The organism is Streptomyces sp. NPDC104381 (genome assembly GCF_055583745.1).
The window spans coordinates 812,276-827,630 of sequence record NZ_JBVJNK010000001.1; the positions used below are offsets into that span (position 1 = coordinate 812,276).

A 15,355-nucleotide genomic window follows, 5' to 3' on the forward strand; every position below is an offset into this window, starting at 1 on the left:
GGACATGACGGATCGCAGGGCTCAACTCGCGGCGAACCTGGCACAGGTGGAGGAACGTATTGCTTCCGCCTGCGCCTCGGCCGGCCGCAAGCGGGAGGAAGTGACCCTCATCGTGGTCACCAAGACCTACCCCGCGAGCGACGTGCGCATGCTGCACGAACTCGGTGTGCGCCAGGTCGCGGAGAATCGTGATCAGGACGCGTCGCCGAAAGCCGCCGCATGTGCGGATCTGTCGCTCACATGGCACTTTGTCGGACAGTTGCAGACCAACAAGGTCCGCTCCGTGGCCGGTTATGCCGATGTCGTGCAGTCGGTGGACCGGGTGAAGCTGGTCACCGCGCTCTCGGCGGCGGCGGTCCGGCGTGGGCGTGAGATCGGCTGTCTCATCCAGGTCGCCCTCGACGCGGAGAGCGGCGAACGCGGGGACCGGGGCGGGGTCGCGCCCGACGCGATCGAGGAGTTGGCCGCCTCCGTCGAGGCGGCCGAAGGGCTCAGACTCGACGGTCTGATGACCGTCGCCCCGCTCGCCGGCCCCTACGCGGGAAAGCAACGGGCCGCGTTCGACCGGCTGATGGAATTCTCATCACGCCTGCGCGGGAACCATCCTGCTGCGAACATGGTGTCTGCTGGGATGAGTGCGGATCTCGAGGACGCGATCGCGGCCGGAGCGACACATGTACGCGTCGGTACGGCGGTACTCGGAGTCCGACCCCGGCTCGGGTAACGTCGCGAAGCAAGTCGGACCACAGCAGAAAATATGGTCATTCCCGCTTCAGGCGGGCAGGCCGGAGTGGATCTCGGGCACTTGGTGACACGAATGCCGATCCACCACAGAGCGGAGGACTCGGAGCATGGCCGGCGCGATGCGCAAGATGGCGGTCTACCTCGGCCTCGTGGAGGACGATGGGTACGACGGTCCGGGGTTCGACCCCGACGACGAATTCGAACCCGAGCCGGAGCCCGAGCGGGACCGGCGGCGGCATCAGCCCGCGCACCCCGTGGAGCGGGAACGGGACGAACCGGTACGAGCGGTACAGCCACCCGCACCGCGGGAACCGGTTCAGCTCCCGGCGGAAAGCGGACGACCCGCCCGAATCGCCCCCGTGGCATCCATCACACCTGACCGCCCGAACCTGGAGAAGAACGCACCGGTGATCATGCCCAAGGTCGTGTCCGAGCGGGAGCCCTACCGGATCACCACGCTGCACCCCAGGACCTACAACGAGGCCCGTACCATCGGGGAACACTTCCGCGAAGGCACTCCGGTGATCATGAATCTCACGGAGATGGACGACACCGATGCGAAGCGACTTGTCGACTTTGCCGCGGGACTCGTCTTCGGTCTCCATGGCAGCATTGAGCGTGTGACGCAGAAGGTGTTCCTGTTGTCGCCTGCTAACGTCGATGTCACGGCGGAGGACAAGGCCCGCATCGCAGAGGGCGGGTTCTTCAACCAGAGCTGAGAACACCGGGAACAACCCGGCCGGGAGGCCGGGGCTACGAGAGCCAGGGGAGAGGGAAGCGCGGGACATGGGCATCGCACTGGATGTGGTCTATATCGCGCTGATGTGTTTCCTCATCGTGCTGATCTTCCGGCTGGTCATGGACTATGTCTTCCAGTTCGCACGTTCATGGCAGCCAGGCAAGGCGATGGTGGTCGTTCTCGAGGGCACTTACACTGTCACGGATCCACCGCTGAAGCTTCTGCGGCGGTTCATACCGCCGTTGCGTCTCGGGGGCGTGGCACTTGACCTGTCCTTCTTCGTTCTGATGATCATCGTCTACATTCTGCTCAATCTCGTGGGCAAGCTTGCGAGCAGCGTGTGAACGATACGGTCTTGCCGACTGCCGACGACTACGTAGAGGTGAAGAAGAGATGCCGCTGACCCCCGAGGACGTGCGGAACAAGCAGTTCACGACCGTCCGCCTCCGAGAAGGCTATGACGAGGACGAGGTCGATGCCTTCCTCGACGAGGTCGAGTCGGAACTGACCCGACTGCTCCGTGAGAACGAGGACCTGCGCGCCAAGCTGGCCGCCGCCACGCGTGCGGCCGCGCAGAACCAGCAGCAGCAGGGCATGCGTAAACCGCCGGAGCAGCAGGACCGGCCGGGGGCCCCGGTGCCCGCCGCCATATCTGGTCCGCCGGTACAGCAGCAGCAGCCCCCGCAGATGGGTCCCCCCCAGCTGCCCGGTGGAGCTCCTCAGCTGCCTGCCGGTCCCAGCGGCCATGGTCCTCAGGGCGGCCACGGTCCCGGTCCGCAGGGCCCGCACGGCCCCGGCCCGATGCAGGGCGGTCCCATGGGTGGCCCGATGGGCGGCCCCATGGGCGGTCACGCCCCGCAGCAGCAGCAGATGCAGCAGCAACAGCAGATGCAGCAGCAGATGCAGCAGCCCGGTCAGGGCCCCGGTGGCGACAGCGCCGCCCGTGTCCTCTCCCTTGCGCAGCAGACCGCCGACCAGGCGATCGCGGAGGCCCGTTCCGAGGCCAACAAGATCGTCGGCGAGGCGCGCAGCCGTGCCGAGGGCCTCGAGCGTGACGCCCGTGCCAAGGCGGACGCCCTGGAGCGGGACGCGCAGGAGAAGCACCGCGTGGCGATGGGCTCGCTGGAGTCGGCCCGCGCGACGCTGGAGCGCAAGGTCGAGGACCTGCGTGGCTTCGAGCGCGAGTACCGGACCCGTCTGAAGTCGTACCTGGAGAGCCAGCTGCGTCAGCTGGAGACCCAGGCCGACGACTCGCTGGCTCCGCCGCGGACGCCCGCCGCCGCCTCGCTGCCGCCGTCGCCTTCGCTGGCTCCGGCCGGTGCGGGTGCGATGGGGCACACCATGGGTGGCAACCACGGCGGTCACGGCAGCCAGCAGATGGGTGGCGGCAACCAGTCGATGGGCGGTGGCCCGTCGTACGGCGGCGGCCAGCAGCAGATGTCGCCCGCGATGACGCAGCCGATGGCACCGGTGCGGCCGCAGGCGCCGCAGCCGATGCAGCAGGCGCCGTCGCCGATGCGTGGGTTCCTGATCGACGAGGACGACAACTGAGCGGCCTGCGCGTGGTGAGCGCGTAGCCGTCGGCAGGCTGAGGGCCGGGCCCCGGGGATTTCCCCGGGGCCCGGCCCTTTGCCGTGGCCGGCGCGGGGTGGGGGCGGCGGCGGGGGGTGGGGGCCGCCGCTGCGCGGGGCTCTTCCCCTACCCGCCCCTTCCCGAACCGGGGCTCCGCCCCGGACCCCGCTCCTCAAACGCCGGAGGGGCTGGATGGTGGGGCCGAGGGAGGTGGGGCCGAGGGAGGTGGAGCCGAGAGGGGGTGGAGGAGCGGCGGGGTGGGGGACAGCGGGGTGGGGGACGGCGAAGGGCCCGGACCCGGCTCCTCAAGCGCCGGAGGGGCTGGATGGTGGGGTGGGGTACGGCGAAGGGCCCGGGCGGAAGGTTTCCGGCCGGGCCCTTCGGTGGCGGGTTACGCCTGGGTCTTGCGGAGGCGGAACGTGAGGGACAGGCCCTCGTCCTCGAACGGGGTGCCGTACGTGTCGTCCGCCTCGCCCTGGGCGTAGTCCAGGGCCAGGACCTCGTCCGCGATCAGGGTCGCGTGCGCGGTCAGGGCCTCGGTCGTCCCGGGGGACGTGGAGGTCCAGCGGACCGCGATCCGGTCCGCCACGTCCAGGCCGCTGTTCTTGCGGGCCTCCTGGATGAGGCGGATCGCGTCACGCGCCAGCCCGGCGGCGCGCAGCTCCGGGGTGATCTCCAGGTCCAGAGCGACCGTCGCGCCCGAGTCGGACGCCACCGACCAGCCCTCGCGGGGGGTCTCCGTGATGATGACCTCGTCGGGGGCGAGGGTGATCTGCTCGCCGTCGACCTCCACCGTCGCCGTGCCCTCGCGCAGTGCCAGGCTCAGCGCCGCGGCGTCGGCGTTCGCGACGGCCTTGGCGACCGCCTGGACGCCCTTGCCGAACCGCTTGCCCAGCGCGCGGAAGTTCGCCTTGGCCGTGGTGTCGACCAGCGAGCCGCCGACCTCCGAGAGCGAGGCCAGGGAGGAGACGTTCAGCTCCTCCGTGATCTGGGCGCGCAGCTCCGGCGTGAGCGACTCGAAGCCCGAGGCCGCGACCAGGGCCCGCGACAGGGGCTGCCGGGTCTTGACCCCCGACTCGGCGCGTGTGGCCCGGCCGAGCTCCACCAGGCGGCGCACCAGCGCCATCTGCGAGGAGAGCACCGGGTCGATCGACGCCGGGTCCGCCTTCGGCCAGTCGGACAGGTGCACCGACTCCGGGGCGTCCGGGGCGACGGGGACGACCAGGTCCTGCCAGACCCGCTCCGTGATGAACGGCGTCAGCGGGGCCATCAGCCGGGTCACGGTCTCCACGACCTCGTGCAGCGTGCGCAGCGCGGCCTTGTCGCCCTGCCAGAAGCGGCGGCGCGAGCGGCGGACGTACCAGTTGGACAGGTCGTCGACGAACGCCGAGAGCAGCTTGCCGGCGCGCTGGGTGTCGTAACCCTCCAGCGCCTTGGTGACCTCGTCCACCAGGGTGCCGAGCTCGCTCAGCAGCCAGCGGTCCAGGACCGTGCGGTCGGCGGGGGCCGGGTCGGCCGCGGACGGCGCCCAGCCCGACGTACGGGCGTACAGGGCCTGGAAGGCCACCGTGTTCCAGTACGTGAGGAGCGTCTTGCGGACGACCTCCTGGATCGTGCCGTGGCCCACCCGGCGCGCGGCCCACGGGGAGCCGCCGGCCGCCATGAACCAGCGGACCGCGTCGGCGCCGTGCTGGTCCATCAGCGGGATCGGCTGGAGGATGTTGCCCAGGTGCTTGGACATCTTGCGGCCGTCCTCGGCGAGGATGTGGCCCAGGCAGACCACGTTCTCGTAGGACGACTTGTCGAACACCAGGGTGCCGATCGCCATCAGCGTGTAGAACCACCCGCGCGTCTGGTCGATGGCCTCCGAGATGAACTGCGCCGGGTAGCGGCTCTCGAAGACCTCCTTGTTCTTGTACGGGTAACCCCACTGCGCGAACGGCATCGAACCCGAGTCGTACCAGGCGTCGATGACCTCGGGGACGCGGTACGCCTCCAGCTGGCAGTTCTCGTGCGAGCAGGTGAAGGTGATCTCGTCGATGAACGGGCGGTGCGGGTCGAGCGACGACTGGTCGGTGCCCGTGAGCTCCGTGAGCTCCGCGCGGGAGCCCACGCAGGTGAGGTGGTCGTCCTCGCAGCGCCAGATCGGCAGCGGGGTGCCCCAGTAGCGGTTACGGGACAGCGCCCAGTCGACGTTGTTGTTCAGCCAGTCGCCGAAACGGCCGTTCTTGACCGAGTCCGGGAACCAGTTGGTCTTCTCGTTCTCCTGGAGCAGCCGGTCCTTGACCGCCGTCGTGCGGATGTACCAGGACGGCTGCGCGTAGTACAGCAGGGCCGTGTGGCAGCGCCAGCAGTGCGGGTAGCTGTGCTCGTACGGGACGTGGCGGAAGAGCTTGCCGCGCGCGTCCAGGTCCTCGGTGAGCGCCTCGTCGGCCTTCTTGAAGAAGACGCCGCCGACCAGCGGGAGGTCCTCCTCGAAGGTGCCGTCGGGGCGGACCGGGTTCACCACCGGGAGGCCGTACGCACGGCAGACGAGGAGGTCGTCGGCGCCGAACGCGGGGGACTGGTGGACCAGACCCGTGCCGTCCTCGGTCGTGACGTACTCGGCGTTGACGACGAAGTGCGCCTCGCTCGGGAACTCCACGAGCTGGAAGGGGCGTTCGTACGTCCAGCGCTCCATCTCACGGCCGGTGAAGGACTCGCCGGTGAGCTCCCAGCCCTCGCCGAGCGCCTTCTCGACCAGCGGGCGAGCGACGACCAGCTTCTCCGTTCCGTCGGTGGCGACGACGTACTCGACGTCGGGGTGCGCGGCGACCGCCGTGTTGGACACCAGGGTCCAGGGGGTCGTCGTCCACACGAGGAGGGCCGCCTCGCCGGCCAGCGGGCCGGAGGTGAGCGGGAACCGTACGAAGACCGAGGGGTCGACGACCGTCTCGTACCCCTGGGCGAGCTCGTGGTCCGAGAGGCCGGTGCCGCAGCGCGGGCACCAGGGGGCGACGCGGTGGTCCTGGACCAGCAGGTCCTTCTCGAAGATCTGCTTCAGCGACCACCACACGGAGTCGACGTACTCCGGGTCCATCGTGCGGTAGGCGTCGTCCAGGTCGACCCAGTACCCCATGCGGGTCGTGAGCTCGCTGAACGCGTCGGTGTGGCGGGTGACGGACTCGCGGCACTTCGCGTTGAACTCGGCGATGCCGTAGGCCTCGATGTCCTTCTTGCCGTTGAAGCCCAGCTCCTTCTCCACCGCGAGCTCGACCGGCAGGCCGTGACAGTCCCAGCCGGCCTTGCGGCCGACGTGGTAGCCCTGCATGGTGCGGAAGCGCGGGAAGACGTCCTTGAAGACGCGGGCCTCGATGTGGTGCGCCCCGGGCATGCCGTTGGCGGTCGGCGGGCCCTCGTAGAAGACCCACTCGGGGCGGCCCTCGGACTGTTCGAGGCTCTTGGCGAAGACCTTGCTGTCGCGCCAGAAGTCGAGCACGGCGTGCTCGAGGGCGGGCAGGTCGACCTGGGCGGGTACCTGGCGGTACTGCGGCGATGTCATGTGCGGGCTTCCTCCGGCGGACGTCTTCCACTTCCGTCGGAGGGACGAGAGCCGCATCAGCTCCCGCGGTACCACCCTCCTTGGCCCCGGGCGCACGCCCGCGGCCCCCTCATTGGGGTGCGATGCCGGTTCTACTTGCCTCGCGGCGTTCTTCCGGCGGCTCCGGGGTGATCTTCACGGCGCGCTCGCCCCCGGGCTCCCACCGTCCCCGGGTCGCTCCTGGCTGCGTACGACGCTACTCGTCCCATCGATGCCTCTCGCTGCGGCCAGTGTACGGGCCCGTACGGGCGACGGCCGACCGGTTTACGCGCGGGGCGGGGCTTGACCCGAATGGCCACCCGGGGCGCACGGAGTCCCGGCGGAGCGCGCGGGGCGGATTACCGCGCGGGGAGCTGGGCACAACCGTTGCAGGCGCGCCGCTGCCCGGCCGGGGGAGGGGCGAACCGGCGGCGTGCCCCGTTGCCGCGGGGCTGGGGTCGATTTATCGTCCCAGCACGATTCGCGTGCAAGATCACAATATGTGAAGGGGCCGCGGCCATGGTGGCGAGGAAGACCCCGGACGAGCAGGCCGGTCAGGACCCGGCGCACCACGAGCCGGCGAAGAAGGCCACGGCCAGGAAGAGCGCGGCCAAGAAGAGCACGGCCAAGAAGAGCGCAGCCAAGAAGGCGTCGAAGAAGGCCACGGGGGCGGCCCAGGCCGCCGAGCAGACAGGAGCCCACACGGTGGTAGCCAAGAAGAGCGCGGCCCGGACCACGGCTGTAGGAGAGGGCACCGCGACCGCGGTCCCCCCGGCCAGGGCCGGCGCGGCGACGGCGCCCGGCGACCTGGCGGTCAGGCCTGGGGAGGACCCCTGGACCCCGGAGGAGGTCGACGCGGCGCGGACCGAGCTGACCGGTGAGGTCCTGAGGCTGCGTACGGAGCTGGAGGCGTCGGGCGCGGCGCTGGCCGGCCTGATGCGCGACTCCGGGGACGGGGCGGGCGACGACGACGCCGACACCGGTACGAAGAACATCACCAGGGAGCACGAGCTGTCCCTGGCGGCCCACGCCCAGGAGACCCTGGACCAGACCGAGCGGGCCCTCGCCCGGCTCGACGCGGGGACGTACGGGCTCTGCGAGGTCTGCGGCAAGCCGATCGGCAAGGCGCGGATGCAGGCCTTCCCCCGGGCCACGCTCTGCGTGGAGGACAAGCAGAAGCAGGAGCGGCGCGGATAGAGGCCGGGCCGGGGGCGCCCCACCCGCTCCGGGCGGGCCAGGGGTGCCGGGCCGGGCGGGACGGTGCCGGACCGGGGCGGATCGGGCCGGACCGGTTCGTTCCGGTCGGGTCCTGCCTGACCAGGCCCGATCCGGCCGGGACCCCGGCGGCCGTGGACGGCGGAAAGGCGGGTCCTGGGGCCCCCGGCCCCCCGGGTGTGTCGTACCCTCGTCCTCAGTCAGGCACCTAGGTCGAGGGACTCTCACGTGGCAGAGGCGGAGCGCATCATCGGTACGCCGGATATCCCCGATGCCGAGGGGGCCGACGGGGCCGAGCCCCAGCAGCCCGCCGAGGGCGCGTCCCCGGCCGGGAGCGACGGGCCGGACACCGGGCGGGGCAGGAAGAAGGTCCTGATCCTCCTCGGCGTGGCCGTGCTGGCCTATCTCCTGGACCTGATCAGCAAGATGATCGTGGTCGCGAAGCTGGAGCACCAGGAGCCCATCGAGATCTTCGGCGACTGGCTGAAGTTCGACGCGATCCGGAACGCGGGTGCCGCCTTCGGGATCGGCGAGGCGTTCACCGTGATCTTCACGGCCATCGCGGCCGCCGTGATCATCGTGATCATCCGGCTGGCACGCAAGCTCTACAGCCTGCCCTGGGCCATCGCCCTCGGGCTGCTGCTCGGCGGGGCGCTCGGCAACCTCACCGACCGCATCTTCCGGGCCCCCGGGGTCTTCAAGGGCGCCGTGGTCGACTTCATCGCCCCCGCGCACTTCGCCGTCTTCAACCTCGCCGACTCCGCGATCGTCTGCGGCGGGATCCTCATCGTGATCCTTTCCTTCAAGGGCCTGGACCCCGACGGCACCGTGCACAAGGACTAGTGGGCGCAAGGCATACTCGACTGGTGAGTACGTATCCCGAGGTCCGCACCCTGCCCGTACCCGACGGCCTGGAGGGCGAGCGCGTCGACGCCGCCATCTCCCGGATGTTCGGTTTCTCCCGCACCAAGGCCGCCGAGCTGGCCGCCGCCGGGAAGGTCCAGGTGGACGGTGCGGTGGCCGGGAAGTCCGAGCGGGTGCACGGCGGGGCCTGGCTGGAAGTGGAGATGCCGCAGGCCCCGGCCCCGGTCCAGGTCGTCGCCGAGCCCGTCGAGGGCATGGAGATCGTCCATGACGACGACGACATCGTCGTCATCATGAAGCCGGTGGGCGTCGCCGCCCACCCCAGCCCCGGCTGGACCGGCACCACCGTCATCGGCGGGCTCGCCGCGGCCGGCTACCGCATCTCGACGTCGGGCGCTGCCGAGCGCCAGGGCATCGTGCACCGGCTGGACGTCGGCACCTCCGGCCTGATGGTCGTGGCCAAGTCCGAGCGGGCCTACACCCTGCTCAAGGCACAGTTCCGCGACCGGGTCGTCGAGAAGAAGTACCACGCGCTGGTGCAGGGCCACCCCGACCCGATGAGCGGCACCATCGACGCCCCCATCGGCCGCCACCCGCAGCACGACTACAAGTGGGCCGTCACCGCCGAGGGCAAGCCGTCGGTGACGCACTACGACCTGATCGAGGCCTACCGCGCCGCCAGCCTGCTCGACATCAAGCTGGAGACCGGGCGCACCCATCAGATCCGGGTGCACATGTCCGCGCACCGCCACCCCTGCGTCGGTGACCTGACCTACGGCGCCGACCCCACACTGGCCAAGCGCCTCGGCCTGACCCGGCAGTGGCTGCACGCGGTCAGGCTCGGCTTCGAGCACCCGGCCGACGGCAGCTGGGTCGAGTTCGAGAGCGGCTACCCCGACGACCTGCGCCACGCCCTCGACACGATCGCCGCGGAGAGCCAGTGACCGCCGGAGCCACCCCGTACCGCACCCGCAGGGCCCTCGGTGAGAGCGATCTCGCCGCCTGCTTCCAGGTCCGCAAGGACGTCTTCGTCGGCGAGCAGCAGGTCCCCGAGGAGATCGAGTACGACGCCCACGACGCCACCGCCGTGCACGTCATCGCCGTGGCCGCGGACGGCTCGGCGCTCGGCACGGGACGGCTGCTGCACGGTGAGGCGGCGGTGGACCGTACCGGCGGGGACCCGGCCGTCGGATCGCTCGGCCGGCTCGCCGTGACCCGCGAGGCCCGGGGCCTCGGCGTCGGCGCCGCACTGGTGCGGGCCATCGAGGAGGAGGCCCGCACGCTGGGCCTGACCGCCGTGGACCTGCACGCCCAGACGCACGCCCTCGGCTTCTACGAGCGGCTCGGCTACACGGCGTACGGCCCCGAGTTCCCGGACGCCGGGATCCCGCACCGGTCCATGCGCCGGGTGCTCTGACCGCACCTCCGAAGGGGGGTTGCCGCAGGTCCGCGGGGCACACATGGCACGCTGGGGGCTCATCGGCTGATCAACGGGCCCGGGCCCGGCGCGCTGCGGAAGGCACAACGTGGACCAGATGGCACTCCTGCTCCTGCTCCTGCTCGGAGCGGTGGTCACGGTGCCGCTCGGGGAGCGCCTGCGTCTCCCGGCACCGATCCTGATGACGCTCGCCGGGATCGTCATGGCCTTCGCCAGCTTCGTCCCCGACGTCGACATCCCTCCGGAGTTCATCCTCCCGGCCGTCCTGCCCCCGCTGCTGTACGCCTCCGTGCAGCGCACCTCCTGGCGGCAGTTCGCGGCCAACCGGCGGCCGATCTTCCTGCTGGCCGTCGCCCTCGTCTTCGTCACGACGGCGGCCGTCGCCACGGTCGCCAACGCGCTGGTGCCCGGTCTGCCCATCGCAGCGGCCGTGGCCCTGGGCGCGCTCGTCGCCCCGCCCGACCCGGTCGCGGCGACCGCCGTCGCCGGCTCGGTCGGGCTGCCGCGCAGGCTCGTGTCGGTCCTGGAGGGCGAGGGGCTGTTCAACGACGTCACCGCGATCGTGCTCTACCACGTGGCGATCGCCGCCGCCGTGAGCGGCACCTTCTCGCTGCCCGCCGCTTTCGGGCTGCTCGTCCTGTCCGCCGTGGTCGCCGTGGTGGTCGGCCTGGTGCTCGGCTGGCTCACCATCAAACTGATGGGATACCTGGGCGACGCCACCCTCCAGGTCGGCCTGACGCTGCTCGTGCCGTTCGTCAGCTACGTCCTGGCCGAGGAGCTGATGGGCTCGGGCGTGCTCTCCGTCCTGACCACCGCGCTCTTCCTCGCCGAGCACACCGCCGACGCCGACGACGTCCTCGGCCGGCTCACCGGACGGTCCTTCTGGGAGATCGTCGACACCCTCGTCACCGGTGTCGCCTTCGGCCTGATCGGCCTCGAACTCCACAACGTCTTCGGCACCGCCGACGGACGCGAACTGACCCTGCTCGGCTGGGGGCTCGGCGTCGCGGCGGTCGTCGTCGGCGTACGCCTCGTGTGGCTGCTGCCCGCCAGCTGGCTGGCCAAGCGGTTGCACACCCGCCGTGACGTGAGCGAGGAGATCCCCACCAGCGTGCGGGAGACCGTCGTCATGTGGTGGGCCGGGATGCGCGGGGTGGCCTCCGTCGCGCTGGCGCTCGCGATCCCGCTGGAGACGGACGACGGCAAGCCGTTCCCCGGCCGGGACGAGATCGTCTTCATCGCCTTCGTCGTCATCATGGTCACCCTCGTCCTCCAGGGCCTCACCCTGCCGTGGCTGGTGCGCAAGCTCGGCGTCCGGGCGGACACCGACGCGGAACAGGCACTGGAGCGAGAACTCGCGATCCGCGCGGCCAGGGCCGCCAAGGCCCGCCTCAAGGAGGTCCAGAACACCGAGGAGCTCCCCGAGGAGGTGCTGGAGCGGCTCCAGCGCGCGGCGTACGACATCGGGGCGAGGATCAGCCCCGACATGGTCGACGAGGACCGTCGCGACGCCTACGCGCAGCGGGCCGAGCGGTTCAAGGAGGTCGGCCGGATCCAGCGCGAGATGATGTCGGCCGCCCGCCACGCGGTGCTCGACGCCCGCAGCGAGCCGGGCTCGGACCCCGAGGTGGTGGACCGGGTGCTGCGCTTCCTGGACGTGCACAGCCTGCGCTGACCGGCCGGCTCACGGCCGCGGCGGCGGGTCAGCCGCGCCCGGTGCGGGGAGCCTTGTCCGGGGTCGGCACACGGCCGTTGGCCGGGGTCCCGCCGGTGTCCGCGCCCGTCAGCTCCCGCCAGTGGTCGCCCGGCGGCAGCGCCGCGGGCGAGGTCACGACCCGGGGCAGCGCGTACGGATGGTGGTCGCGGAGCCAGCCGATCATCTGCTCCCGCACCGCGCAGCGCACCGTCCAGATGTCGTCGGCGTCCTTCGCGGTGACCACCGCCCGCACCTCCATCGTGGTCGGGGAGGTGTCCGTGACGGCCAGGGACCAGTCGCGGCCGTCCCAGGCGGCGCACTCGCCGAGTATGTCGCGCAGCTTGTCGCGCATCGCGGCGACCGGGGCCGAGTGGTCGAGCTGGAAGAAGACGGTGCCGGACATCTGCACGCCGCCGCGCGACCAGTTCTCGAACGGGTTGCTCGTGAAGTAGGACACGGGCATCGTGAACCGCCGCTCGTCCCAGGTGCGCACGGTGAGGAAGGTCAGGGTGATCTCCTCCACCGTGCCCCACTCCCCGTCCACGACCACGGTGTCGCCGAGCCGCACCATGTCGCCGAAGGCGATCTGGAAGCCGGCGAAGAGGTTGCCGAGGGTCGACTGGGCCGCGACACCGGCGACGATGCCGAGCACACCGGCCGACGCCAGCATCGACGTGCCGACGGTCTGCATCGCGGGGAAGGTGAGCAGCATCGCGGCGACCGCGACGGTCGCCACCACCGCGGTGACCACCCGCTGGATCAGCGTGACCTGGGTCCGGACCCGTCGGACCCGGGCGGGATCACGCGTGGAGGTCGCGTAACGGGCGTACGAGGACTGGACGATCGTGGCGGCCACGCGGATCACCAGCCAGGCCGACGCGGCGATCAGCACGAGGGTCAGGACCTGGCCGATCGCGGCCCGGTGGTCCCGCACCACGTCGAGCCGGAGCTGGCCGAAGCTCGCCCTCAGCAGGGCCGTGCAGAGCACCACCTGGAGAGGCGGACGGCAGAGCCGCAGCAGGCCCCAGAGGGGCGTCTCGTGATGGCGGCTGTCGGCGCGGCGCAGCAGCAGATCGACCAGCCATCCCACCAGCAGGGTGATCACCAGCGACCCGCCCAGCACGAGCAGCGGTCGCAGTACGTTCTCCATTCCGTCGTCCTCCAAGAGTCGGGGCGGGCCTGGCACCATGGAGCGCATGAACATCATGCTTTTCCACTCGACCTACGGTCTGAGGCCGGCCGTGCACGCGTCTGCCGAGCGGCTGCGCGCAGCCGGGCACGAGGTGCGCGTGCCCGATCTCTTCGAGGGGCACACCTTCGAAACGGTCGAGGAAGGAATGGCCTTCAAGGACCAGGTGGGCAAGGACGAGCTGCTCAAGCGCGCCGTACTGGCCGCCGCGCCCTACTCCGACCAGGGTCTCGTGTACGCGGGATTCTCCTTCGGCGCCTCCGTGGCGCAGACCCTCGCGCTCGGCGACGCGAAGGCCCGCGGGCTGCTGCTCCTCCACGGCACGTCGGACATCGCCGAGAACGCCTCGGTGGACGAGCTGCCCGTGCAGCTGCACGTCGCCGACCCCGACGCGTTCGAGTCGCCGGACTGGCTGAACAGCTGGTACCTCCAGATGCAGCGCACCGGGGCCGACGTCGAGATCTACCGCTATCCCGGGGCCGGGCACCTGTACACCGACCCCGAGCTGCCCGACTTCGACCAGGAGGCCGCCGAGCTGACCTGGAAGGTCGCGCTCGGCTTCCTCGCCACGCTGTAGCCGGCCGGGCAGGGCGGCGCACCCCGGTGCCCCGCCCTGCCCGGACCCTGGCCCTGGCCGGTCAGCGCACCGGCGCGTTCACCCGCTCGATCTTCTGGGTGCCGCTGAGCGTGCGGTAGGAGCGGACCCAGGACGACGTCGCGTCCTTGTCGGTCTTGTCGGAGACCGCGTAGTAGTCCATCTGCGAGCGCTCGGCCGTCACATCGAGGACGCCGTAGCCGTGCGAGTCCAGATCGACCCACTTCACATGGCGGTTGGCCGTCCGCACCGCGGCCGCCGCGACGAGCGACACGGTCTGCGGGGCCACCCGCAGGATGTCGTCCAGGTTGTCCGAGGTCACCGACGTCACCACGAACTCGGTCGCCGCGGAGGCGGACAGCGGGTACGTCGCCGCCTTCACCGGCACGTCGTTGGCCCACGCCATGTGGATGTCGCCGGTGAGGAAGACCGTGTCGGAGATGCCGCCGTCCCGCAGATGGGAGATCAGCTCCTTGCGGTCGTCCGTGTAGCCGTCCCACTGGTCGACGTTGACGGCGAGCCCTTCCGCGGGCAGCCCCAGCAGCTCCGCCAGCGGGGCCAGGAGATGGGCCGGCAGCGCCCCGAAGGCGACCGGCGAGATCATCACCGAGGTGCCGACCAGCTTCCACCGGGCGTCGGACGCCGTCAGACCGGCCTTCAGCCAGTCCAGCTGGGCCCGGCCCGTGATCGTACGCTCCGGGTCGTCGACCGCGCCGTTGCCGATCGAGGCCTGCTCGGAACGGAAGCTGCGCAGGTCGAGCAGGTGCAGCTCGGCGAGGCGGCCGAAGCTCAGACGCCGGTAGACGGTGCCCTCGGTCGAGGCGCGGACCGGCATCCACTCGAAGTACGCCTGCTTCGCGGCGGCGACCCGGGCGGTCCACGCGCCCTCGGTGCCGGGGGTGTGGTTCTCGGCGCCCCCGGACCAGGCGTCGTTGGCGAACTCGTGGTCGTCCCAGATCGCGATCACCGGATGGGTGGCGTGCAGGGTCCGGAGGTCGGTGTCCGTCTTGTACGTGCCGTGCCGCAGGCGGTAGTCGGCGAGCGTGGTGATCTCGTGGAGCGGGGCGTGGGGGCGTACGACGGTGTCCTGGGTCGGATAACTGCCCGACGCGTACTCGTAGATGTAGTCGCCCAGGTGCAGCACGGCGTCCAGGTCGGTGCGGTCCGCGAGGTGGCGGTAGGGGGAGAACCAGCCCGCCTCCCAGTTGGCGCAGGACACCACGCCGAACCGGATCCCCGGGACGGCGGCGCCGGCGGCGGGCGCCGTGCGGGTGCGGCCGACGGGGGAGACGACGCCCTGCCCGCCCTCGGTACCGCCGGGCGGGGCGGAGAAGCGGAACCAGTACGTCGTGGCGGGGCGCAGCCCGCGGACGTCGGCCTTGACCGTGTGGTCGGAGGCGGCCCGTGCGACGGCCGTGCCCCGGGCCGCGACCCGGGAGAAGGCCTTGTCCTCGGAGATCTCCCAGATCACCGGGGTGTCGCCGCCGATGCCCGATCCGGGCAGGGCGTCGGGGGTCGGGGTGACGCGGGTCCACAGGAGGATGCCGTCGGGCAGGGGGTCGCCCGAGGCGACGCCGTGCAGGAAGGCGGGGCCGTCGGCGGCGTGGGCGCCGGCGGCGGTGGCGGTGAGCACGGAGCCGGCGACCGCGGTGGCGGCGGCGGCCTTGACGACCGTGCGGCGGCTGGGTGTCGCGGAGAGGTGTCGTCTGGTCACGGACCATCACCCTACTGGCGGGTAGAGCGA

General features: G+C 71.2%; 13 protein-coding genes. 10 read left to right on the forward strand and 3 right to left on the reverse strand.

The genetic code is table 11. From position 1 onward, the window contains the following. Window positions 1–4: 4 nt before the first annotated feature. The 4 genes from ACZ607_RS03655 (at window position 5) to ACZ607_RS03670 (ending at window position 3,034) form a co-directional block, all read left to right on the forward strand. Window positions 5–724, forward strand: a complete 720-nt coding sequence (locus ACZ607_RS03655) for a YggS family pyridoxal phosphate-dependent enzyme (protein WP_469731320.1) — start codon at window positions 5–7, stop codon at window positions 722–724. 127 nt (window positions 725–851) lie between these two features. Beyond that, window positions 852–1,463, forward strand: a complete 612-nt coding sequence (locus tag ACZ607_RS03660; RefSeq protein WP_250289705.1) for a cell division protein SepF — start codon at window positions 852–854, stop codon at window positions 1,461–1,463. 67 nt (window positions 1,464–1,530) lie between these two features. After that, a complete protein-coding gene (locus tag ACZ607_RS03665) occupies window positions 1,531–1,827 on the forward strand; it encodes a YggT family protein (protein ID WP_104789816.1) in 297 nt (98 codons plus the stop codon). Between the two features lie 49 nt (window positions 1,828–1,876). After that, entirely contained in the window at window positions 1,877–3,034 is a 1,158-nt protein-coding gene (locus ACZ607_RS03670) for a DivIVA domain-containing protein (RefSeq protein WP_469731322.1), read from the forward strand. A gap of 412 nt (window positions 3,035–3,446) precedes the next feature. Here ACZ607_RS03670 and ileS read toward each other — a convergent pair whose 3' ends face one another. Further along, window positions 3,447–6,596, reverse strand: a complete 3,150-nt coding sequence (gene ileS, locus ACZ607_RS03675; protein WP_469731324.1) for an isoleucine--tRNA ligase — start codon at window positions 6,594–6,596, stop codon at window positions 3,447–3,449. A 537-nt stretch (window positions 6,597–7,133) separates the two neighbouring features. Between ileS and ACZ607_RS03680 the strand changes: the two genes are divergently transcribed. The 5 genes from ACZ607_RS03680 to ACZ607_RS03700 all read left to right on the forward strand — a co-directional run bounded on the left by ACZ607_RS03680 (window position 7,134) and on the right by ACZ607_RS03700 (window position 11,806). After that, window positions 7,134–7,811, forward strand: a complete 678-nt coding sequence (locus ACZ607_RS03680; protein ID WP_469731326.1) for a TraR/DksA family transcriptional regulator — start codon at window positions 7,134–7,136, stop codon at window positions 7,809–7,811. Between the two features lie 246 nt (window positions 7,812–8,057). Next, window positions 8,058–8,672 carry a signal peptidase II gene (lspA, locus tag ACZ607_RS03685; protein WP_469731328.1) on the forward strand — a complete coding sequence of 205 codons (615 nt, stop codon included), beginning with the start codon at window positions 8,058–8,060 and terminating at the stop codon, window positions 8,670–8,672. Window positions 8,673–8,695: 23 nt separating this feature from the next. After that, window positions 8,696–9,637 carry an RluA family pseudouridine synthase gene (locus tag ACZ607_RS03690; RefSeq protein ID WP_469731331.1) on the forward strand — a complete coding sequence of 314 codons (942 nt, stop codon included), beginning with the start codon at window positions 8,696–8,698 and terminating at the stop codon, window positions 9,635–9,637. Next, on the forward strand, window positions 9,634–10,110 hold the full coding sequence (locus ACZ607_RS03695) for a GNAT family N-acetyltransferase (RefSeq protein ID WP_469731332.1): 477 nt from the start codon (window positions 9,634–9,636) through the stop codon (window positions 10,108–10,110). Before ACZ607_RS03690 ends, ACZ607_RS03695 begins: the two co-directional genes overlap by 4 nt. 109 nt (window positions 10,111–10,219) lie before the next feature. Next, complete coding sequence (locus ACZ607_RS03700; protein ID WP_469731334.1) at window positions 10,220–11,806, forward strand: Na+/H+ antiporter; 1,587 nt, start codon at window positions 10,220–10,222, stop codon at window positions 11,804–11,806. A gap of 28 nt (window positions 11,807–11,834) precedes the next feature. On the opposite strand, the gene ACZ607_RS03705 is transcribed toward ACZ607_RS03700, so the two are convergent. Further along, entirely contained in the window at window positions 11,835–12,977 is a 1,143-nt protein-coding gene (locus ACZ607_RS03705) for a mechanosensitive ion channel family protein (protein WP_469731336.1), read from the reverse strand. Between the two features lie 37 nt (window positions 12,978–13,014). Here ACZ607_RS03705 and ACZ607_RS03710 point away from each other — a divergent pair, with 37 nt between their 5' ends. After that, the gene (locus tag ACZ607_RS03710) at window positions 13,015–13,593 is read left to right on the forward strand and encodes a dienelactone hydrolase family protein (protein ID WP_469731338.1); all 579 of its coding nucleotides are present in this window, start codon (window positions 13,015–13,017) and stop codon (window positions 13,591–13,593) included. Window positions 13,594–13,654: 61 nt separating this feature from the next. Here ACZ607_RS03710 and ACZ607_RS03715 read toward each other — a convergent pair whose 3' ends face one another. After that, complete coding sequence (locus ACZ607_RS03715) at window positions 13,655–15,325, reverse strand: alkaline phosphatase D family protein (RefSeq protein ID WP_469731340.1); 1,671 nt, start codon at window positions 15,323–15,325, stop codon at window positions 13,655–13,657. Window positions 15,326–15,355 lie beyond the last annotated feature (30 nt).

What these genes read in the sequence shown, in the direction of transcription:
- ACZ607_RS03655 (WP_469731320.1), top strand. Translation starts at nt 5, where the DNA reads ATGACGGATCGCAGGGCTCAACTCGCGGCGAACCTGGCACAGGTGGAG.
- ACZ607_RS03660 (WP_250289705.1), top strand. Translation starts at nt 852, where the DNA reads ATGGCCGGCGCGATGCGCAAGATGGCGGTCTACCTCGGCCTCGTGGAG.
- ACZ607_RS03665 (WP_104789816.1), top strand. Translation starts at nt 1,531, where the DNA reads ATGGGCATCGCACTGGATGTGGTCTATATCGCGCTGATGTGTTTCCTC.
- ACZ607_RS03670 (WP_469731322.1), top strand. Translation starts at nt 1,877, where the DNA reads ATGCCGCTGACCCCCGAGGACGTGCGGAACAAGCAGTTCACGACCGTC.
- ileS (WP_469731324.1), bottom strand. Translation starts at nt 6,596, where the DNA reads ATGACATCGCCGCAGTACCGCCAGGTACCCGCCCAGGTCGACCTGCCC.
- ACZ607_RS03680 (WP_469731326.1), top strand. Translation starts at nt 7,134, where the DNA reads ATGGTGGCGAGGAAGACCCCGGACGAGCAGGCCGGTCAGGACCCGGCG.
- ACZ607_RS03705 (WP_469731336.1), bottom strand. Translation starts at nt 12,977, where the DNA reads ATGGAGAACGTACTGCGACCGCTGCTCGTGCTGGGCGGGTCGCTGGTG.
- ACZ607_RS03710 (WP_469731338.1), top strand. Translation starts at nt 13,015, where the DNA reads ATGGAGCGCATGAACATCATGCTTTTCCACTCGACCTACGGTCTGAGG.